This is a genomic window from Sinorhizobium sp. RAC02 (genome assembly GCF_001713395.1).
Taxonomy (GTDB): Bacteria; Pseudomonadota; Alphaproteobacteria; order Rhizobiales; family Rhizobiaceae; genus Shinella.
This window is the reverse complement of sequence record NZ_CP016452.1, coordinates 1,647,391-1,666,545: the sequence shown is the minus strand read 5'-3', so window position 1 is coordinate 1,666,545 and position 19,155 is coordinate 1,647,391. Positions and strand designations below refer to the sequence as shown.

Sequence of the window (19,155 nt, the reverse complement as noted above, 5' to 3'; positions counted from 1 at the left end):
CTAAACCGCAAATGGCGTGGCATAGCCGGTCAGCGTCGCCACGGCCATCAATGATGAGGGTGCGCTGGGCTTTGGAGCGGTGAGCGGCAAGCCAACCGTGATGGGCTTGCCGCGGCAAGCCTTACATCAGCATCAGCTTGTCGTTCAGCGCCATCCAGCCGGCGGGCTCCTTGATCAGGGCCGCGGTGTCATGTTTGCCGAAGATGCGGGTGAAGCTGCGCTTGGTGAAGATCTCGTGGAACATCGCCGAAGCGGGGCCGACGGGGCCGCCGGTGGCGCCGAACGCGCCGGCAATCACGGTTTCCTGGTAGGCACGCCAGTGAACCTCCATTGCCGTGCGGGCGACGAGCTTGCTCAGCGTCACCTTGATGCCGAGCTTGGCGACGGTGGTTGCGATGTTCGTTGCAAGGCCGACGGCGGGGATTGGAATGGCGGCACCGGCCAGACCCACGCCACGAACGCCGATCTTGGCGACTTTCGCCTTGAGCATCGCATCGACCCAGCGGGTGATCGTCTCGCTCTTCTTGAACCCCTTGCCGGCTGCCTTGATGCCGATCAGATGCGCGGCGGTCGTGCCAACGGCGCTTCCCTCACGCAGGATGCTGCCGACATCGACGGCCGTTACGCCGGAAGCCAGCCCGCCCGCAAGGCTGACCGCGCTTCCGCCCAATCCCTTGAACGTGCGTCCGGTGAAATATTTCCGGGTCTTGGGCGACAGCCCGTCATGGCCATTCGCCAGAAAGGCCGGGTTCGGGATGACCTTCTCGTCGGCCTCCTCGGCCCCGTAGGCCTCGCGAAGGAAGTGGATGACGGAAACAAGGTTCGAGGCCGTATCGTCGATACCCCGCACCAATCTGCGGCGAAGAGCGCGAGTGTCTTTGTGACGCGCCGCAAGGAGGCAAGGCTGACGCGTTCGTCGATGCCGTGGATGTTTTCGGCAATGGGGCCGTAGACCAGCGAGGGGATGTTGCCGTGCACCGAGAACACGGCGGCATCGAGATAGCAGGCCATGACATAGGCGTTCAAATCCTCGCCCGCATGGGTGGTGGCATGGGCGCTGCGCAGGCTCGCCTCGGCGGCGGTGTCTTCAGGCAGTTCGTAGCCGGCATGCATCACGCCGGCCCAGGTGAGCGTCACATGCTGCCCGCCGGCAAAGACGGGGTCCTCGGCCTGCACCCGCTCCACGAAGGCCTCGAATTCGGCCGCGCGGGTTTTCGGGCTCTCGCCGGGGTAGAAGCCGATCCGGCCTTCGGCGATGCAGTCGCTGGGGATCGAGGCGATCCAGTCGCCGCCGGCGATGGTGCCGATCGTCAGCGCAACGGGATTTGCAAGGTCCTTGAACCAGCGCTTGTCTTGCCGCTCTGCGATCCATTGCTGCTCCAGGGTCCTGAGGTGACCAATCAGGCGGATCATGAGGTCGATAGCGCTCTGGCCGGATTCCGGCTCGCGCGGATGGGCCGGGCGGCCCTTCGTTTCCAGCCTGAATTTCAGCACGCCGGCATTGGCGCGCACGAGCTGCTCGTCGGTCGGCTCGGGGCTGACGATCGCGTCGGCGGTAAAACCAAGGGCAAACGCCGTTGCAGCACCGTTACCGGTGATTTCCTCTTCCACGACCGACTGTATCTGAACATCACCGCGCAGCGACAGGCCGGCTGCGGCGATCGCGTCGAGCGCGAAGATCGAGGCGACGAGGCCGGCTTTCATGTCGCCGGCTCCACGGCCGTAAAGCCAGTCGCCATCGCGAACGGGTTCGAAGGGTGGGGAGGTCCAGCGCTGGCTGCTTCCGGCAGGAACGATATCGATATGGGAATTGAAGGCGAGGGACCGTCCGCCGCCGCTCCCTGCGGGTTTGCTGCCGACGACGTTCCAACTCGCGTCGTAATCCACCGTGGCAGGTGAAAAGGCCGGGTGCTGGCCGATTTTCGAGGCGTCGGTGCGGAAACGGCTGACGGTGAAACCGCGCTGCTTCAGCGCTGCCTCGATGAAGTCCTGGGCCGCCGATTCCTCGTTGCGCAAGGACTTGAACCGCACCAGGGTTTCGAGAAAACGGACCTGATCGTCGAAATGCAGATCGACGGCGTGGAGGATACGGTCGTTCGCGGATGTCATGGCAATCTTGAGCTTGGAGTTCAATGGAGGGCGGGACAGCCTAGCCGCTGCCCCGCCCATTTCAAGCCGGTTCAGCCGAGAATGGACTTTACGGCATCGGCCGCAGCCTTCACGACGATATCCGCTTCCTCCCGCGTCAGGCACAGCGGCGGCGCAAAGCCCAGGATATCGCCCTGCGGCATGGCACGGCCGATCACGCCGCGTTCCAGAAGGGAGGCGGAAACCTGTGGGCCGATCTTTTTCGACGGATCGAAGAAGACGCGGTCGTCCTTGTCCTCGACGAATTCAATCGCCGCCATCAGGCCATCGCCACGCACTTCGCCGACATGCTTGTGATCGCCGACGGCGTTTGCCAGTTCCGCGCGGAAGTAAGCGCCGGTAGAGCCGGCGTTTTCGACGAGGCCGAGTTCGTCGATGAGTTCCAGATTGGCAACGCCGGCAGCAGCGCAGATCGGGTGCGAGGAGTAGGTCCAGCCATGGCCGATGGCGCCGAGTTCATCCGAGCCCTTGACCAGGACTTCCCACATCTTGTCCGAGACGATGGTGCCGGAGAGCGGCGCGTAGGCCGAGGTGAGGCCCTTGGCGATGGTGATGAGGGCCGGCTTCATGCCGTAGTGGTCGGAGCCGAACATCGTGCCGAGACGGCCAAAGCCGGTGACGACCTCGTCGGCGACGAGCAGGATGTCGTATTTGTCGAGCACGGCCTGGATTTTCTGCCAATAACCCTTCGGCGGCGGCACGATGCCGCCGGTGCCGAGGATCGGCTCGCCGATGAAGGCGGCAACCGTGTCCGGACCTTCGGCGAGGATCATCTCCTCCAGCTTGTCGGCGCAGTATTGCGAGAACTGTTCCTCGTCCATGGAGCGATTCGGCCGGCGGAAGAAGTAGGGCGCCTCGGTGTGTAGGATCGGCGCACGCGGCAGGTCGAAGGCATTGTGGAAGAGGGCAAGGCCGGTCAGCGAGCCGGTCATGACGCCGGAGCCGTGATAACCGCGCCAACGCGAGATGATCTTCTTCTTCTCCGGCCGGCCGAGAATGTTGTTGTAGTACCAGATCAGCTTGATGTTGGTCTCGTTGGCATCCGAGCCGGAAAGACCGAAATAGACGCGGCTCATGCCCTCTGGCGCGCGGTCGATGATCATCTTGGACAGTGTGATCGAGGCTTCCGTGCCGTGGCCGACATAGGCGTGATAATAGGCGAGGTTTTTAGCCTGCTCGGCGATCGCATCGGCGATCTTCTGGCGACCATAGCCGACATTCACGCAATAGAGGCCGGCGAAGGCATCGAGGCTCGTCTTGCCGTTGGTGTCGGTAATATAGACCCCTTCGCCGCCGCCTATGACGCGCGTCGGCGTTTCGCCGCGCGCGTGCATGCCCATATGGGTGGAGGGGTGGAAGAAGTGGTCGCGGTCCCAGGCGGTGAGTTCGTTGCGTCTGTCGGACATGGTCTTTCCTTTCATGTGTTCCTTGGCGCCGGGATCAGGCGGCCGTGTCGATGCAGAGATATTTGAGTTCGGTAAAGGCCTCCATGCCGTGGCGTGAACCCTCGCGGCCGAGGCCCGACTGTTTCCAGCCGCCAAAGGGGATCGGCCCGCCGGTGATCTTGACGCGGTTGACCGCCACCATGCCGTATTCCAGCGCGCGGGCAAGGCGCATCTGGCGGGCGCCGTTTTCGGTGACCACATAGGCGACGAGACCGTATTCGGTGTCATTGGCACGCTTGACGACCTCTACCTCGCTGTCGAAAACAGTGACGGCAGCGACCGGGCCGAAGGTTTCTTCGCGCATGATCAGCGTATCGTCGGAGACATCCGTCAGCAGTGTCGGCTCATAGAACAGTGGACCCGCCTTGTGACGTTTGCCGCCGGTCAGCAGCGTCGCGCCGTGCTTCAGAGCGTCGGCGACCTGTTCCTCAACCTTGGCAATCGCCCGCTCGTGCATCAGCGGGCCGATCTCGACATCCGCTTCAAGTCCGCCGCCGACTTTCAGGGCCTTGATGCGCGCCTTGAAGGCTTTTGTGAAGGCGGCAAGCACGGGGCGCTCAACATAGATACGGTTGGCGGCGAGGCAGTCCTGGCCGGAGGTGGCGAACTTGGCGTTGATCGCAATGTCGGCGGCCTTGTCGATATCGGCATCGGCAAAAACGATCAGCGGCGCGTGGCCGCCGAGTTCCATCACCAGCCGCTTCATGGTGGGCGCACACTGGCCGGCAATCAGCTTGCCGATCTCCGTTGAGCCAGTGAAGCTCATCGCCCGGATGCGTGCATCGGCGTTCATGCGGCCGACGATGGTTGCGGCGTCGCCCGTCACCACGTTGAAGACGCCGGCCGGGATGCCGGCCCGCTCGCCGAGTTCGGCCAGCGCCAGTGCCGAGAGCGGCGTTTCGCTGGAGGGATGCGCGACCACCGTGCAGCCGGCTGCAAGCGCCGCCGCAGCCTTGCGGGTGATCATGGCGCAGGGGAAGTTCCACGGCGTGACGATGCCGACGACGCCGAGCGCCTCGCGGCGCACGATCATCTCGGCGCCGGGCAGGTGACTGGTCACGCTTTCGGCGTTAAGGCGTTTGCCCTCCTCGGCATACCACTCGATGAAGGAGGCGGCATAGTCGATCTCGCCGCGGGATTCGGCGAGTGGTTTGCCCTGTTCGAGCGTCATCAGCAGCGCGAGGTCTTCGCGCGCTTCGAGGATCAGCCCGTGCCATTTGCGAAGGATGGTTGCGCGCTGTTGCGGCAGCAGATCCCGCCAGTCCGGAAAGGCAGTGGCGGCGGCAGAAACGGCGTCCGTCGTCTGCTCCGCATCGAGGGATGCGACCCAGGCGAGCGGTGCGCCGGAGGCAGGGTCGGTCACGCTAAAACTGTTGCCGTCGCGGCCGGCCACCCAGCGGCCGCCGACATAGGAAAGTTCGCGCAACAGGTGCGGGTCGGCGAGGCGGGCAAGCGCGTCGTGGAATGTCGTCCGGGCAAATACGGCAGTCATGGCGGCCTCCTCTGGCTGGGTGCGAAGGAGTCTGCCAGAGGCCGGGCGGCAGATTGTCTATTGCCGGGGCGAGACGCAGAGACTTTGGCCAAATCGGCGGCCGTCCGTAGACAATCTCTCTACGAAAGCCTCATTCGGAGGCGGGAAGCAGCGTCGTTAGCGGCAGGACGGTTTCCTCCTTCACCGTCTTGGTGACGATGTAGGTGAAGTAACGATCGATGCCGAGTTCGCGGTCGAGCAGGCTGTCGACGAGGCGCTGGTAGGCGTCGATATCCGCCGCCATGATCTTCAGGATATAATCGACGCCGCCGCCGACCGACCAGCAGGCGACGATCTCCGGCGTCGTCGCCACCGCCCGTTCGAAACGGTCGAAATCCGCCTGGCGATGGTTGGCGAGCGTCACCTCCATCATGACGCTGGCGACGGGCGCCACGCGGCGCACGGCGACGCGCGCATGATAGCCCGAAATGATGCCTGCCTTCTCCAGCTTGCGCAGACGCAGCCAGCAGGGGGTGGGGGAAAGGCCTGCCTTCTCCGCCAGCGCCAGCTTGGTGATGCGCCCGTTCTCCTGGATTGCCTCCAGGATGCGCAGGTCAATGGCGTCGAGTTTCATGCGGTCGCCCTCCGGGCGGGTATCATGTCAAAGCTGAGAAAAAGACAATGGAAAGGCATTTTGGCGTTGTCAATTGAACTGAATTTGAGCACTGTTGAAATCATGACAAGTTGGCGTCCCGATATATCCCAATTGCGCCGGCCGGCCTATCTCTCTCTTGCCGAGCAGATCGCCCGCGCCATCCAGGAAGGGCTGCTGCCGAACGGTACACGCCTTCTGCCACACCGCAAGCTCGCCGACGACCTGAAACTCTCCGTGCAGACCGTCAGCCGCGCCTATGACGAGTTGATCCGCCGTGGCCTCATCTCCGGCGAGGTCGGCCGCGGCTCCTTCGTACAGACCCGGCCGAAGGAACCGGAGCCGCCCTACCTGCCGGAGCGGCTTGGCGAACTGGTCGATCTGTCGATCCTGAAGCCCGTCTGCGAGCAGCTTCATCTGGAGCGCATGCGCGAGGCCTTCGGCTGGCTTGCGGAAAACCTGCCGTCGAGTTCGGCGCTTTCCTTCCGGCCGAACATGGTGTTCCCGCGTCACCGCGCCGTAGCCGCCGAATGGCTGGCCCGCTGCGGCCTCGAGATTTCACCGCTCAACATCAACCTCACCAATGGCGCGACCTCGGGCATGACGGTGGCCTTGATGAGTGTGGCGCCGCCCGGCGCGACCGTCGCGACGGAAGCAATCAGCCACCACACGCTAGTGCCGCTGTCCACCTATCTGGGCCTTCATCTCGAAGGCCTGCCGATCGATCACGACGGCATGATCCCGGAGGCGCTGGACGACGCCTGCCGCAAAGGCGTGATCCGGGCGGTTTTTCTGCAGCCTTCCGTTATCAACCCCACGGCTACGCTGATGAGTGCCGAACGCCGCCAGGCGCTTGTGGATGTTGCACGACGCCACGACATCGCGATCATCGAAAACGATATTCTGGGGCCGCTGGTCGAGGGCCGGCCTCCGCCGCTTGCGGCCTATGCGCCAGAGCGCACGCTCTACATCACCAGTTTCACCAAGATCACCGTGCCGGGCCTGCGCATCGGCTACCTTACGGCCCCCGACCGCTATATCGCCGCCGTCGCCAATCGCCACCTCGTCTCCAACTGGATGGCGACGCCGTCGATTGCCGAGATCGCCACCCGCTGGGTCAGCGACGGTACGGCGATGGAGCTGGTCAACTGGCAGCGCCGGGCGCTTGGCGTTCGCCATGCCATTGCCGAAGAGGCCTTTGCCGGTCTGCCCTATCATTCCCATCCGCAGAGCCTGCATGTCTGGCTGCCGCTGCCGGAGGGGCACACCGAGGAAGGGTTCGTTTCCCAGGCCCGCCTGCGTGGCGTGGCGATTGCCCCCGGATCCTCCTTCCGCACCTGCGATCAGCACTGGCACCCGGCCGTTCGCATCTCGCTGGGCTCAACGACCGAGCAGGAACTTCGCACCGGCCTCGGCATTCTGGCTTCACTGGCCAGCGGAAATCCGGAAGCCTTGCTGCTCGCGATTTGAGGCAATTGCCCGTCGAATAGGCGTTGAAACAATAATTGTCATGAGATTATTATTCGGATTGACATGATTTGTATCGCCGCGCATCGTTAGGCCATCACTTGTCCCGACAGGGAGAGACATGCATGGCCGCACCCATCATCCGCATCGATAACATCACCAAGCGCTACGGTCCCTTGACCGTGCTCGACGGGTTGTCGATGGAGGTGCTGCCGGGCGAGAAGCTTGCGCTTATCGGCCCTTCCGGCTCCGGCAAGACGACGATCCTGCGCATTCTGATGACGCTGGAGACGATCAGCGGCGGACATATCGAGGTCGAGGGCGACCAGCTCTACCATATGCCGAAGAACGGCAGCCTCGTGCCGGCGGATGACCGCCACCTGCACCGGATGCGCGAGAAGATCGGCATGGTCTTCCAGCACTTCAATCTCTTTCCGCACAAATGCGTTCTAGACAATGTCACGCTCGCGCCGATGCTTACCAAGGGCGTCGCGCGGGCCGCGGCGGAGAAGCGGGCGATGGAGCTTCTCGACATGGTGGGCCTCGCGGATAAGGCGAAGAGCATGCCCGCGCAATTGTCCGGCGGACAGAAGCAGCGTGTTGCCATCGCCCGCGCCCTCGCGCTCTCGCCGAAGATCATGCTGTTCGACGAAGTCACCTCGGCGCTCGACCCGGAACTGGTCGAGGAGGTGTTGAACGTCATGCGCAAGCTCGCCGCCGAGACCGACATGACGATGCTGCTCGTCACGCACGAGATGGGTTTTGCCCACGATTTTGCCGACCGCATTCTTTTCTTCGACCGCGGCAAGATCGTCGAGGAAGGCAAGCCGGACGAGATTTTCCGCAATCCCAGGCAGGAGCGCACGCAGACATTCCTGCGCAAGATCATCGCGGCAGGGCACCGCGTCTGAGGGCCAAGGCACCTCAAGAGAATTGCTCCAAGCAACAACCAGAGGAGTTAGGAACAATGAAGACCAGACATTTTTGGACCATGGCCGCGGGCGCCAGCGCGCTGATGGCAATCGTCGCCGCCACGCCGGCTTCGGCGGATGATGGCAAGCTTGCAGAGTTGAAGGAGCAGGGTTTCGCCCGCGTGGCCATCGCCAACGAGCCGCCCTTCACGGCGGTTGCTGCTGACGGCAAGGTTTCCGGCGCGGCACCGGATGTTGCGCGCGAAGTCTTCAAGCGCCTCGGCGTTGCCGACATCGTGGCGTCGATTTCGGAATATGGCGCAATGATCCCGGGCCTCCAGGCCGGCCGCCACGACGTCATCACCGCCGGCCTCTTCATGAAGCCGGAGCGTTGCGCCGCCGTCGCCTATTCTCAGCCGATCCTTTGCGACGCCGAAGCCTTCGCATTGAAGAAGGGCAACCCGCTCAAGCTGAAGAGCTACAAGGACATCGCCGACAATCCAGACGCCAAGATCGGCGCGCCGGGCGGCGGCACGGAAGAGAAGCTGGCGCTCGAAGCCGGCGTGCCGCGCGACCGCGTCATCGTGGTGCCGGATGGCCAGAGCGGCCTGAAGATGCTGCAGGACGGGCGCATCGACGTCTATTCGCTGCCGGTGCTCTCGATCAACGATCTCGTCTCCAAGGCGAACGATCCGAATGTCGAGGTCGTGGCCCCGGTTGAGGGCGCGCCGGTCTATTGCGACGGTGCGGCCTTCCGGAAGGGCGAAGAGGCACTTCGCGACGCCTTCGACGTCGAGTTGGCCAAGCTGAAGGAATCCGGCGAGTTCGCCAAGCTCATCGAGCCCTACGGCTTCTCAGCCGCAGCCGCGATGTCGACGAACCGCGATAAACTCTGCGCGGCGCAGTAAACATCGGGCTAGCAAATAGCCCCCTCATCCGCCTGCCGGCACCTTCTCCCCGCCGGGGAGAAGGGACTTGTGGCAACCGGTTTCCTCCAGCCCGACTGTTAAGCAGTCCGGTGCGGCAACCCCTTCTCCCCGGCGGGGCGAAGGGGCCGGCAGGCGGATGAGGGGGATACTTCGGTGAGAGATATCTCAATGAACGGAACGCAACGAAGATGACCGACTGGTCCGGCTATATAGGGCTGATCCTGCAAGGCGCGCTGGTGACGCTTCAGCTCACCGTCATGGGCTCGGTGCTTGCCGTCATCATGGCGTTCCTTGCTGGGCTCGGCCGCGTCAGTCGCTTCATGGCGGTGCGCGTGCTCGCCACCACCTATATCGAGTTCTTCCGCGGCACCTCGATCTTCGTCCAGTTGTTCTGGGTCTATTTCGTGCTGCCCTTTGCCGGTGTCACGCTCTCGCCGCTCCAGGCCGGTGTGCTGGCGCTTGGCTTGAACGTCGGCGCCTACGGCGCGGAGGTCGTGCGCGGCGCTGTCAAGGCGATCGGCCGCGAACAGCGCGAGGCCTGCATAGCCCTCAACCTGACGCGCGGCCAGGCCATGCGCCATATCATCCTGCCGCAGGCCCTGCCGCTGATGCTGCCGACCTTCTGCAACAATGCGATCGAGCTTCTGAAGGGTACGGCCGTCGTCTCGCTGATCTCGCTTACAGACATGACATTTCAGGCGCAGGTTGTGCGCGCGCAGACCGGCAGCACGCTGATCCCCTTCGCGACGATCCTCGTGCTCTATTTCCTGATGGCGCTGGCGATTTCCACCAGCATGCGTTGGCTGGAACGGCGCGTCACCCGCGGCCTTGATGGCGTGAGGACCTGACGATGGAATGGGACTGGAAATTCGTCTGGGAAATCATGCCGACCCTCCTCGAAGGGTTGAAGATCACCATTCTCGCGACCGTGCTTGGCGCGACGGTCGCTGCGGTCATCGGCCTCGTCTTTGCGATCCTGCGCATGACCGCACCAAAGCCGATCGCCAAGGTCACCGGCTTCATCGTCGAGTTCATTCGCGGCACGCCGCTGCTCGTGCAGCTTTATTTCATCTTCTTCGTGCTGCCGGATATCGGCATCCGCCTGCCGGCGCTGCTCGCCGGTGTCATCGGCCTTGGCCTGCACTACGGTACCTATGCGGCGGAAGTCTACCGCGCCGGCATCGAGAACGTGCCGCGCGGCCAGTGGGAGGCGGCGAAGGCGACGAACCTCTCCAGCCGGCAGACCTGGATCCACGTTATCCTGCCGCAGGCGATCCCGCCGATGATCCCGGCGCTCGCCAACTATCTGATCGCCATGTTCAAGGAGACGCCGCTGCTCTCCGCCATCACGGTGCTCGAACTGATGAACCAGGCGAAAAGCGTCGCCAACAGCAGCTACCGCTATATCGAGCCGATGACGATGGTGGGTGTCTTCTTCCTGATCATGAGCCTGATCTCCGTCGTCTTCCTGCGCTGGCTGGAAGAGCGCTATGCCCGTGTGGAGGAACGCTGATGCACACACTTGATCTCACGCTCGCCTCTCGTGCGCCAAAACTCGACGATCGCCCGCTGGCCAAACGCGTCGGCCTGATCATTCTCGCGACCGATCACACGACGGAGGTGGATTTCCAGCGCATGGTAGGAAGCGACCGCATCGGCGTCTATGCGACCCGCATCCCCTATGCCAATCCGGTGACGCCGGAGAACCTGCGCGCCATGCAGCCGTCGCTGACGGCGGGTGCGGCCCTCATCCTGCCGGATGAACCGCTCGACGTGGTGATGTATTCCTGCACCTCCGCCTCGGTCGTCATCGGCGATGCGCAGGTGAAGGCGGCGGTGAGGGCTGCCAAGCCGACAGCCACCGTCGTCACGCCCACCGCGGCCGCTGCTTCCGGCCTGAAGGCGTTCAGCGCCAGGCGTATTTCCGTGCTCACGCCCTATACGCTCGAAACTAGCCGGCCGATGGCCGATTATTTCCTGGCGCTCGGCTTCGACATCGCCCGCTTCACCTGCCTGGGTCTCTCCGATGACCGCGAGATGGCGCGTATTTCCCCCGTCGAAATCGTCGCCTTTGCAAAGGAGGCAACGGCACCCGATAGCGACGCGCTCTTCATTTCGTGCACGGCCGTGCGCGCGGCCGGCGTCGCGGCCGAGATCGAGGCTGCCATCGGCAAGCCGGTGGTTACCAGCAACCTGGCCACGGCCTGGGCCTGCCTGCGCCTTTGTGGTGATGAAGCCGCACGGCCGGAGCTTGGCCGGCTCATGACACTCTCCTATTCGGGTCGGTAAGTCATGGCACATGAAAACCATCCCGTGACATTGGCGGATATCGAGCAGGCTTCCCGGCGCATCGAGGGGCGCATCCTGCGCACGCCCTTTGTCCTTTCGGTTTCGCTCACCGAGCGCTGCGGCGTGCCGGTCGGCCTAAAGCTGGAGCACCACCAGACGACCGGCAGCTTCAAGTTGCGCGGCGCAACGAACGCCGTGCTTTCGCTTTCGCCGGAAGCGCGGGCGAGAGGTGTCGTCGCCGCCTCGACGGGCAATCATGGTCGTGCACTTTCCTATGCCGCCAAGGCGGAAGGTTCGAGCGCGACGATCTGCATGTCCCGGCTCGTGCCGGAGAACAAGATTGCGGAAATCCATGGGCTCGGCGCGACTGTGCGCATCATCGGCAAATCGCAGGACGAGGCGCAGGTCGAGGTAGAACGGCTGGTTGCTGAAGACGGTCTCGTCATGGTGCCGCCTTTCGATAACCCCGCCGTGGTGGCGGGGCAGGGCACGTTGGGGCTGGAGATCATCGAGGCCATGCCCGATGCAGCAGTCGTGCTGGTGCCGCTTTCCGGCGGCGGGCTGGCTGCGGGTGTCGCCGCGGCGGTGAAGGGCCGGTCGGCGAAGACGCGCGTGATCGGCCTCACCATGGATCGCGGTGCGGCGATGAAAGCGAGCCTTGACGCGGGGCGGCCGGTGCAGGTGGATGAAGTGGCGAGCCTTGCGGATTCACTCGGCGGCGGCATCGGCCTCGACAATGCCGTGACCTTTACGATGTGCCGGGACTTACTCGACGACGTGATCCTGCTTTCGGAGGCCGAAATCGCCGCCGGCATGCGACATGCCTATGCCGAGGAGCGCGAGGTGGTTGAAGGCGCGGGGGCGGTCGGTATCGCGGCGCTGCTCTCCGGGCGGCTCGGCAGACTGGACGGCCCGGTGGCTGTCATTCTCTCCGGCCGCAATGTGGACATGGGCCTGCACCAGCGGGTCATCAATGGCAAGGCCGATCCGTTTGCGGAGGACGCGGCGTGACGAAGATGAAGATGAAGATACTCACCGAAGCGGAATTGCGCCGCATCGTTCCACTCGACATCGAGGCGATTGCCTGCGTGGAAGACGCCTTCCACGCACTCGCCACCAAAGCCGTCGTCATGCCGCCGATCCTGCGGCTTGACATGCCCGAGCAGCGTGCCGAGGTGGATGTGAAGACGGCCTATGTGCCGGGTCTCGACGGTTTTGCCATCAAGATCAGCCCCGGCTTCTTCGACAATCCGAAGATCGGCCTGCCGAGCACCAACGGACTGATGGTGTTGTTCTCGACCAGGACCGGCCTCGTGCAGGCCGTGCTGCTCGACAACGGGTATCTGACCGATGTGCGTACCGCCGCCGCCGGCGCGGTCGCCGCCCGATACCTTTCACGGCCGGATGCTGGGGTCGCCGCCATTTTCGGTGCCGGCATGCAGGGAAAGCTGCAACTCGAAGCCTTGAGCCTTGTCCGACCGATCCGTGAGGCGCGCATCTGGGCGCGGGACTTGGCAAAGGCAGAGGCGGCGGCTGCGGACCTGACGCTGAAACTTGGCTTCCCTGTGCGGGTGGAAACCGATGGCCGATCAGCGGTCGATGGCGCCAATATCGTTGTCACCACTACGCCCTCCGAAACGCCGATCCTCCAGGCCGAATGGCTGCAGCCCGGCCAGCACGTCACGGCGATGGGCTCGGATGCCGAACACAAGAACGAGATCGCGCCGGCCATCATCACCGGCGCCGGCCTCTACGTCGCCGACAGTCTCAGGCAGACGCGTCGGCTCGGCGAACTGCACCACGCCATCGAGGCTGGACTGGTGACGGAGGGCACCCTTTTTCCCGAACTCGGCGAGATCATCGCCGGGCGCAAACCGGGCCGCACCGGCCCCGAGCAGATCACCGTGGCGGATCTTACCGGCACGGGCATTCAGGACACGGCCATCGCAACCCTTGCTGCCGCTCGCGCCGCCGCAACGGATGCCGGCACGACCTTCGAGAGTTGAGACCGGCTTTTCGCCGGGTACAGAGGAAACACCGATGAAACAAGCGAACCTGAAGTTCTCACTTCCGGAATATCAAGCGCGTCTTGAAAAGACGCGAAAGGCGATGGAAGCCAAGGGCATCGACGTGCTGATCGCAAGCGACCCGTCGAACATGAACTGGTTGACGGGCTATGACGGCTGGTCCTTCTACGTGCACCAATGCGTCGTCGTGCCGCCGACGGGCGAGCCGATCTGGTACGGCCGAGGACAGGATGCCAGCGGCGCGAAATTCACCGCCTATCTGAAACACGAAAACATCATCGGCTATCCGGATCACTACGTGCAGTCCACAGAGCGGCACCCGATGGATTATCTCTCGGCCAAGCTTGCCGAGCGCGGTCTCGACAGGCTGACGATCGGCGTCGAGATGGACAATTACTGGTTTTCCGCCGCGGCCTTCGCCTCCTTGCAGAAACACCTGCCGAATGCCCGCTTCGTCGACGCCACGGCCCTGGTCAACTGGCAGCGTGCGGTCAAGAGCGAGACGGAAATCAAATACATGCGCAATGCCGCACGCATCGTCGAAAAGATGCACCAGCGCATCTTCGACACGATCGAAGTCGGCATGCGCAAGTGCGATCTCGTCGCGGAAATTTATGACGCCGGCACGCGCGGCGTGGACGGCATCGGCGGCGACTACCCGGCGATCGTGCCGCTGCTTCCCTCGGGAGTAGAGGCGTCCGCGCCGCATCTCACCTGGGACGATCGGCCGATGAAATCCGGCGAGGGCACCTTCTTCGAGATCGCCGGCTGCTACAACCGCTACCATGTGCCGCTTTCACGCACGGTCTTCCTCGGCAAGCCGACGCAGGCATTTCTCGACGCGGAAAAGGCTACGCTTGAGGGCATGGAGGCGGGGCTGGAAAAGGCGCGGCCCGGCAATACCTGCGAGGACATCGCCAATGCCTTCTTCGCCGTGCTCAAGAAATACGGCATCGTGAAGGACAACCGCACGGGCTACGGCGTCGGCGTCTCCTATCCGCCGGACTGGGGCGAGCGCACGATGAGCCTGCGCCCCGGCGACAGGAGCGAATTGAAACCCGGCATGACCTTCCACTTCATGACAGGCCTCTGGCTCGAAGACATGGGTTTCGAGACGACGGAAAGCATCCTGATCACCGAAACCGGGGTCGAATGCCTGGCCAACGTGCCGCGCAAGCTTCTCGTGAAGGACTGAGCCATGCCGGAACGCACACTCCGCCCCTCACCAATCAGCCCGACGGTCGATTTTTCGGCCGACGGCGTGCAGCACGGCTTTCTGCGCCTGCCTTACAGTCGCGACGATTCCGCCTGGGGCTCGGTGATGATCCCGGTGACCGTGGTGAAAAACGGGGAGGGGCCGACGGCCCTTCTCACCGGCGGCAACCATGGCGACGAGTATGAGGGGCCGATCGCGCTCTTCGATCTCGCCCGGACGCTGAAGGCAGAGAATGTAACGGGCCGCGTGATCATCGTGCCGGCGATGAACTACCCGGCGTTTCTGTCGGGCACGCGCACCTCGCAGATCGACAAGGGCAACATGAACCGCAGCTTTCCGGGATCGCCGGACGGGACCGTCACCCAGAAAATCGCCGACTATTTCCAGCGCACGCTGCTGCCGCTTGCGGATATCGTGCTCGACTTCCATTCGGGCGGCAAGACGCTCGACTTCCTGCCGTTCTGCGCGGCCCATATTCTACCCGACAAGGTGCAGGAGGCAAAGGCCTTCGACCTCGTCCGCGCCTTTGGCGCACCCTGGTCGATGAAGATGCTGGAGATCGACGCCGTCGGCATGTACGACACGGCGGCCGAGGACATGGGCAAGATCTTCATCACCACCGAACTCGGTGGCGGCGGCACGGCCACCGCCAAAAGCGCCGCCATTGCCAGAAAGGGCGTTGCCAATGTGCTGAAGGCGGCGGACATCCTCAAGGGCACGGTCGAAACGGGGCAGACCACCTGGCTCGACATGCCGGACGGCAATTGCTTCTCCTTCGCCGAGGACGGCGGGCTTATCGAGCCACTCTTCGATCTCGGCGATGAGTTGAAGAACGGTGACATCGTTGCCCGCATCTATCCCGTCGGCCGCACCGGTGCCCAACCGCTGGAGGTGAAGGCAAAAATGGGCGGCATTCTCACCGCCCGGCATTTTCCGGGCCTGGTGAAATCCGGCGACTGCGTCAGTGTGTTGGCGACTGTCGTGGCGTGAAAAGCGCAGTGGGCGGCAAGGCGTTGGGTTGACCCTGTACGTCAAGTTGCCCGCTGTCTCGCTTAGCAGAAATGATACTTCGAAGCGCAAACGGCATATCAGCTGGGCAGTCTGATCGGCTGATCCCGTTGCGGGATCAGATCGGGGCTGATGCCCATCATTATTCTCCTTCACCAAGAGGGCCGGAGAATAGCTCGCCTAAACGTCTCGCAGCCTGCATTCGCGGGAAATGCGGTTTGATGGGGACTTTGCGTAAGCACGAAGCTCCGCGTCGTCTATTTTCCCGCTTTTTCGACCAGGATCGACGATTTCAGCTCTGCCGGCGCGGCCTTGCGCCCGGCTTGGTGTTCCCCCGCCAGTAGCAATCCCGTCTCAGCCGAGATGTGAAGGAGTTCGGCTACCGTCGCGTCGCCACCCTCCAGATGGGCAGCCTTTGGCCTTGCGCGGCCTCATTCCGGCACCGCAAAAGGTCGGTTCCGGGTGCCGCGCTTGCAGCCCTAAAACCATCTCCAGTGAATCTTTTCGGCGCAGCTTGCCTTTGTGTTTCATCTTGTATACTAGAAAACATCATGCGCCTGGGGAGGATCCAACAGGCCCCATAGGGAGAGGACTATGACTCATTTGAGCAAGATTCGTATCGTCGCCAGTGCCGCCGCTGGTTTGGCGTTCATGGCGTCTGCGGCTTTCGCGCAGGAAGTTCCGGCCGCCGGAACAAGTGCGCGCATCGACGCGATCAAGGCATCGGGCGAGCTTCGCGTGGGCGTGCTGGCGAACCCGCCGTGGCTCGTCGAAGACACGACCGGCGCAGGCGAGCCCTGGCGTGGCCCGGCCTGGACCCTTGCGAATGCCTATGCCGAAAAGCTGGGCGTCACGCTTGTGCCGATTGCGGTTTCCCACGAAACCAAGGTGCCGGTTCTGGCGGCCAATCAGGTCGACATGACGATCTCCCCGCTGTCGATGACGAAGAAGCGCATGGAAGTTGTCGACTTCGTCACCTATTCGCGCACTTCGCTGTGCGTCTTCGGCAAGGCCTCGAACCCGAAGGTCGCCAATGCCAAGTCAGTGGACGACTTCGACAATCCCGACGTCACCATCGCCTATTTCACGGGCGGCGGCGAAGAGAACTGGGTCAAGGAGCGCTTCCCGAAGGCCACCCTGCGTGGCGTGACGAGCGCCGGGACGGCCGCTCCCGTAGAAGAAATCATGGCCGGCCGCGCCGACGTCGCGCCGATCAACCGTATTCCCTACCTCGCGCTGGTGCGCAAGGTTAAGGGCCTGGAGGCGCTGCCGCGCGAGAACAATTGCCAGGGCAGCACGGAAGCCGTGAACGAGATCGGCCTCGCCGTCGACAAGAACCAGCCAGAATATGTGGAATGGCTGCGCGGGTTCGCCGAAAAGATGCTGCCTGAGCTGCAGGCTGAAGAGGAAGCCGAAGTCGCCAAGATGTAGGCGACTACGAGGCGCGGCCGCTGATAGCACCGGCCGCGCTCCTTTCGGAGAGAGACCATGGAACTGAACCTTTCCGCCGTGCTGGACAGTTGGCGCTTTCTTCTCAGCGGGCTCGGGGTCACCCTTCTGCTCGCTGCCGGAGTGGCGGTGCTCAGCACGGTTTGCGGCACGTTGCTGACGCTTGGGCGGCTCTACGGCCCGCGCTGGCTGAGCGCTGTCATTATCTTCTACATCGACTCGATGCGGGCGATCCCGGTCCTCGTGGTGCTCATTTGGGTCTATTTCGCGCTGCCGATCGCCACGGGCCTCAGCCTTCCGCCCTTCTGGTCGGCCTTGCTGTCGCTTTCTGCCCATCTTGCGGCCTATGTCGCTGAAGTCATGCGGGCTGGCATCCAGTCCGTCCGGCCTGGGCAGGTCCGCGCCGGCATGGCGCTCGGCATGACGCGCGCACAGATCCTGCGCAAGATCGTCATGCCGCAGGCGGTCGTGAGAATGCTGCCGGCCTTCGGCTCGCTGCTCTCGCTTGCGGTCAAGGATACGGCCATCGCCACGGTCATTGCAGTCCCGGAACTCATGCGCCGCGCCGACGCGGTCGCCGGCCAGACCTATGCGCCGGTTGAGGTCTTCACCACGGTGATGATCTTGTATTTCCTCGTAATTTTCCCTCTCACCAGAGGCGTTGACATGATCTATCGCCGCATTTCCTTCCTGGGGCGGTCATGACGTTTGATTGGGCCATAATCTGGCAAAGCATGGGGGCTCTCTGGCAGGGAGCGCTCGTCACCATCGCCCTGACCGTGCTGACGATGGTGATCGCCGTCCCCTGCGGCATCGTCGTGGCGCTGCTGCGGGAATCCCGGTCGAAACCGTTGTCCACGCTCGCGACGGGCTACGTGGAACTGATGCGGAACGTTCCCATCATCCTGGTCGTCTACTGGGCCTTCTATGTGCTTCCGATTCTCACGGGCGTCGGTTTTTCTCCCTTCCTCACCGGGTTGGTGGCGCTCGTCCTCAACAACGCGGCCTACAATTCGGAAACCTTTCGCTCGGGCATCCGCTCGATCCGCAAGGGCCAGACCGAGGCCGGGCTGGCGCTCGGCATGAGCGAGGGCGAGGCGTTCCGAAAGATCGTGCTGCCGCAGGCCTGGCGCCGCGTGCTGCCGATCCTGGCGACCACCTGGGTCACGCTCTTCAAGGACACCTCGCTGGTCTCGGTCATTGCCGTCGGGGATCTCGCGCATACCGCGCTCCAGATCCGCTCGCAGTCCTTCCGGGTCATCGAAATGCTCACCGCGATGGCTGCTATCTACTGGCTGCTCGGCTATCCGCAGGCCAAAATCGTGGATTGGATCCACCGCAAATACGGGGTCACCGAATGACTGACACGCCCGCAAATCTCACGCAGGGCTCCGCGCTTCCCGATGTCGTGATCGAATACCGCGACGTCCGCAAGCAATATGGCGATTTCGTCGCGCTCGCCGGGGTTACTCTGGACGTACGTCGCGGCCAGGTCGTCTGCCTGATCGGCCCGTCGGGATCGGGAAAATCCACGCTGCTGCGCTGCACCAACGGCCTTGAGACCATGACCTCGGGTGAGGTTTATTTCGATGGCATGCCGCTCTCCAAGGACCCGCGAAAGACGCGGTTCATCCGCCAGCGCATGGGTATGGTGTTCCAGAATTTCGAGCTTTTCCCGCACAAGACCGCTCTCGGCAATATCATGATGGGGCCGACGACAGTGCTCGGCCTCAGCGAGGAGAAGGCCCGCGAGCGTGCAGAGGCCCTGCTCGTCAAGGTCGGTCTTTCCGACAAGGCGGACAGCTACCCCGCCAACCTCTCGGGTGGCCAGCAGCAGCGCGTCGCCATCGCCCGTGCCCTTGCAATGGAACCTGAAGTCATGCTCTTTGATGAGCCGACATCGGCACTCGACCCGGAAACGATCGGCGAGGTCCTGAACGTGATGAAGCGGTTGGCGGATGACGGCATGACGATGGTGGTGGTAACGCATGAAATGACCTTTGCCCGCCGGGTCGCCGACCATGTGGTCGTTTTCGCGAACGGGCAGATCGTGGAGCAGGGGCCGCCGCAGCAGATATTCGATGCGCCGCAGACGACCCGAACCCGCGACTTCCTCAGCCATCTAGGTTGGGACGGGTGAACC

Annotated in this window: 19 protein-coding genes; 14 read left to right on the top strand and 5 right to left on the bottom strand. The window is 63.4% G+C overall.

What is annotated here, in order from left to right:
* Positions 1–121 precede the first annotated feature (121 nt).
* The 5 genes from BSY16_RS28755 to BSY16_RS28735 all read right to left on the bottom strand — a co-directional run bounded on the left by BSY16_RS28755 (position 122) and on the right by BSY16_RS28735 (position 5,698).
* Positions 122–670: a hypothetical protein gene (locus tag BSY16_RS28755; RefSeq protein WP_069063169.1), complete on the bottom strand. Its 549-nt coding sequence runs from the start codon at positions 668–670 to the stop codon at positions 122–124.
* Positions 622–2,109, bottom strand: coding sequence for an ArgE/DapE family deacylase (locus tag BSY16_RS28750; protein WP_083243246.1), 1,488 nt, complete (start codon positions 2,107–2,109; stop codon positions 622–624). Before BSY16_RS28750 ends, BSY16_RS28755 begins: the two co-directional genes overlap by 49 nt.
* Positions 2,110–2,180: 71 nt before the next feature.
* Positions 2,181–3,554 carry an aspartate aminotransferase family protein gene (locus BSY16_RS28745; RefSeq protein WP_069063771.1) on the bottom strand — a complete coding sequence of 458 codons (1,374 nt, stop codon included), beginning with the start codon at positions 3,552–3,554 and terminating at the stop codon, positions 2,181–2,183.
* A 34-nt stretch (positions 3,555–3,588) separates the two neighbouring features.
* Entirely contained in the window at positions 3,589–5,085 is a 1,497-nt protein-coding gene (locus BSY16_RS28740) for an NAD-dependent succinate-semialdehyde dehydrogenase (RefSeq protein ID WP_069063167.1), read from the bottom strand.
* A gap of 130 nt (positions 5,086–5,215) precedes the next feature.
* Complete coding sequence (locus BSY16_RS28735) at positions 5,216–5,698, bottom strand: Lrp/AsnC family transcriptional regulator (protein WP_069063166.1); 483 nt, start codon at positions 5,696–5,698, stop codon at positions 5,216–5,218.
* 102 nt (positions 5,699–5,800) lie between these two features.
* Between BSY16_RS28735 and ehuR the strand changes: the two genes are divergently transcribed.
* The 14 genes from ehuR to BSY16_RS28665 all read left to right on the top strand — a co-directional run bounded on the left by ehuR (position 5,801) and on the right by BSY16_RS28665 (position 19,152).
* Entirely contained in the window at positions 5,801–7,186 is a 1,386-nt protein-coding gene (gene ehuR / locus BSY16_RS28730) for a MocR-like ectoine utilization transcription factor EhuR (protein ID WP_083243164.1), read from the top strand.
* 122 nt (positions 7,187–7,308) lie between these two features.
* Positions 7,309–8,094 carry an ectoine/hydroxyectoine ABC transporter ATP-binding protein EhuA gene (gene ehuA, locus BSY16_RS28725; protein ID WP_069063164.1) on the top strand — a complete coding sequence of 262 codons (786 nt, stop codon included), beginning with the start codon at positions 7,309–7,311 and terminating at the stop codon, positions 8,092–8,094.
* 56 nt (positions 8,095–8,150) lie between these two features.
* A complete protein-coding gene (gene ehuB / locus BSY16_RS28720; RefSeq protein WP_069063163.1) occupies positions 8,151–9,002 on the top strand; it encodes an ectoine/hydroxyectoine ABC transporter substrate-binding protein EhuB in 852 nt (283 codons plus the stop codon).
* Positions 9,003–9,211: 209 nt separating this feature from the next.
* The gene (gene ehuC, locus BSY16_RS28715) at positions 9,212–9,871 is read left to right on the top strand and encodes an ectoine/hydroxyectoine ABC transporter permease subunit EhuC (protein ID WP_069063162.1); all 660 of its coding nucleotides are present in this window, start codon (positions 9,212–9,214) and stop codon (positions 9,869–9,871) included.
* Positions 9,872–9,873: 2 nt separating this feature from the next.
* Positions 9,874–10,536 carry an ectoine/hydroxyectoine ABC transporter permease subunit EhuD gene (ehuD, locus tag BSY16_RS28710; protein WP_069063161.1) on the top strand — a complete coding sequence of 221 codons (663 nt, stop codon included), beginning with the start codon at positions 9,874–9,876 and terminating at the stop codon, positions 10,534–10,536.
* Complete coding sequence (eutA, locus tag BSY16_RS28705; RefSeq protein ID WP_069063160.1) at positions 10,536–11,312, top strand: ectoine utilization protein EutA; 777 nt, start codon at positions 10,536–10,538, stop codon at positions 11,310–11,312. Before ehuD ends, eutA begins: the two co-directional genes overlap by 1 nt.
* 3 nt (positions 11,313–11,315) lie before the next feature.
* Entirely contained in the window at positions 11,316–12,323 is a 1,008-nt protein-coding gene (gene eutB / locus BSY16_RS28700; RefSeq protein WP_069063159.1) for a hydroxyectoine utilization dehydratase EutB, read from the top strand.
* A 5-nt stretch (positions 12,324–12,328) separates the two neighbouring features.
* On the top strand, positions 12,329–13,318 hold the full coding sequence (gene eutC, locus BSY16_RS28695; protein WP_069063770.1) for an ectoine utilization protein EutC: 990 nt from the start codon (positions 12,329–12,331) through the stop codon (positions 13,316–13,318).
* A gap of 34 nt (positions 13,319–13,352) precedes the next feature.
* The gene (doeA, locus tag BSY16_RS28690) at positions 13,353–14,534 is read left to right on the top strand and encodes an ectoine hydrolase DoeA (RefSeq protein ID WP_069063158.1); all 1,182 of its coding nucleotides are present in this window, start codon (positions 13,353–13,355) and stop codon (positions 14,532–14,534) included.
* Positions 14,535–14,537: 3 nt separating this feature from the next.
* Positions 14,538–15,545, top strand: a complete 1,008-nt coding sequence (doeB, locus tag BSY16_RS28685) for a N(2)-acetyl-L-2,4-diaminobutanoate deacetylase DoeB (protein WP_069063157.1) — start codon at positions 14,538–14,540, stop codon at positions 15,543–15,545.
* A 612-nt stretch (positions 15,546–16,157) separates the two neighbouring features.
* A complete protein-coding gene (locus tag BSY16_RS28680) occupies positions 16,158–16,994 on the top strand; it encodes a substrate-binding periplasmic protein (protein WP_069063156.1) in 837 nt (278 codons plus the stop codon).
* Positions 16,995–17,051: 57 nt separating this feature from the next.
* Positions 17,052–17,717, top strand: a complete 666-nt coding sequence (locus tag BSY16_RS28675; protein WP_069063155.1) for an amino acid ABC transporter permease — start codon at positions 17,052–17,054, stop codon at positions 17,715–17,717.
* A complete protein-coding gene (locus tag BSY16_RS28670; protein ID WP_069063154.1) occupies positions 17,714–18,373 on the top strand; it encodes an amino acid ABC transporter permease in 660 nt (219 codons plus the stop codon). Before BSY16_RS28675 ends, BSY16_RS28670 begins: the two co-directional genes overlap by 4 nt.
* The gene (locus tag BSY16_RS28665; protein ID WP_069063153.1) at positions 18,370–19,152 is read left to right on the top strand and encodes an amino acid ABC transporter ATP-binding protein; all 783 of its coding nucleotides are present in this window, start codon (positions 18,370–18,372) and stop codon (positions 19,150–19,152) included. The genes BSY16_RS28670 and BSY16_RS28665 overlap by 4 nt, the downstream gene beginning before the upstream one ends.
* Positions 19,153–19,155 lie beyond the last annotated feature (3 nt).

Coding starts and splice junctions, on each gene's coding strand:
- ehuA (WP_069063164.1), top strand. CDS start 7,309: ATGGCCGCACCCATCATCCGCATCGATAACATCACCAAGCGCTACGGT.
- BSY16_RS28735 (WP_069063166.1), bottom strand. CDS start 5,698: ATGAAACTCGACGCCATTGACCTGCGCATCCTGGAGGCAATCCAGGAG.
- BSY16_RS28670 (WP_069063154.1), top strand. CDS start 17,714: ATGACGTTTGATTGGGCCATAATCTGGCAAAGCATGGGGGCTCTCTGG.
- eutB (WP_069063159.1), top strand. CDS start 11,316: ATGGCACATGAAAACCATCCCGTGACATTGGCGGATATCGAGCAGGCT.
- BSY16_RS28680 (WP_069063156.1), top strand. CDS start 16,158: ATGACTCATTTGAGCAAGATTCGTATCGTCGCCAGTGCCGCCGCTGGT.
- eutA (WP_069063160.1), top strand. CDS start 10,536: ATGCACACACTTGATCTCACGCTCGCCTCTCGTGCGCCAAAACTCGAC.
- ehuB (WP_069063163.1), top strand. CDS start 8,151: ATGAAGACCAGACATTTTTGGACCATGGCCGCGGGCGCCAGCGCGCTG.
- eutC (WP_069063770.1), top strand. CDS start 12,329: ATGAAGATGAAGATACTCACCGAAGCGGAATTGCGCCGCATCGTTCCA.
- BSY16_RS28740 (WP_069063167.1), bottom strand. CDS start 5,085: ATGACTGCCGTATTTGCCCGGACGACATTCCACGACGCGCTTGCCCGC.
- BSY16_RS28675 (WP_069063155.1), top strand. CDS start 17,052: ATGGAACTGAACCTTTCCGCCGTGCTGGACAGTTGGCGCTTTCTTCTC.
- BSY16_RS28665 (WP_069063153.1), top strand. CDS start 18,370: ATGACTGACACGCCCGCAAATCTCACGCAGGGCTCCGCGCTTCCCGAT.
- doeA (WP_069063158.1), top strand. CDS start 13,353: ATGAAACAAGCGAACCTGAAGTTCTCACTTCCGGAATATCAAGCGCGT.
- BSY16_RS28745 (WP_069063771.1), bottom strand. CDS start 3,554: ATGTCCGACAGACGCAACGAACTCACCGCCTGGGACCGCGACCACTTC.
- ehuC (WP_069063162.1), top strand. CDS start 9,212: ATGACCGACTGGTCCGGCTATATAGGGCTGATCCTGCAAGGCGCGCTG.
- doeB (WP_069063157.1), top strand. CDS start 14,538: ATGCCGGAACGCACACTCCGCCCCTCACCAATCAGCCCGACGGTCGAT.
- ehuR (WP_083243164.1), top strand. CDS start 5,801: ATGACAAGTTGGCGTCCCGATATATCCCAATTGCGCCGGCCGGCCTAT.
- ehuD (WP_069063161.1), top strand. CDS start 9,874: ATGGAATGGGACTGGAAATTCGTCTGGGAAATCATGCCGACCCTCCTC.
- BSY16_RS28750 (WP_083243246.1), bottom strand. CDS start 2,109: ATGACATCCGCGAACGACCGTATCCTCCACGCCGTCGATCTGCATTTC.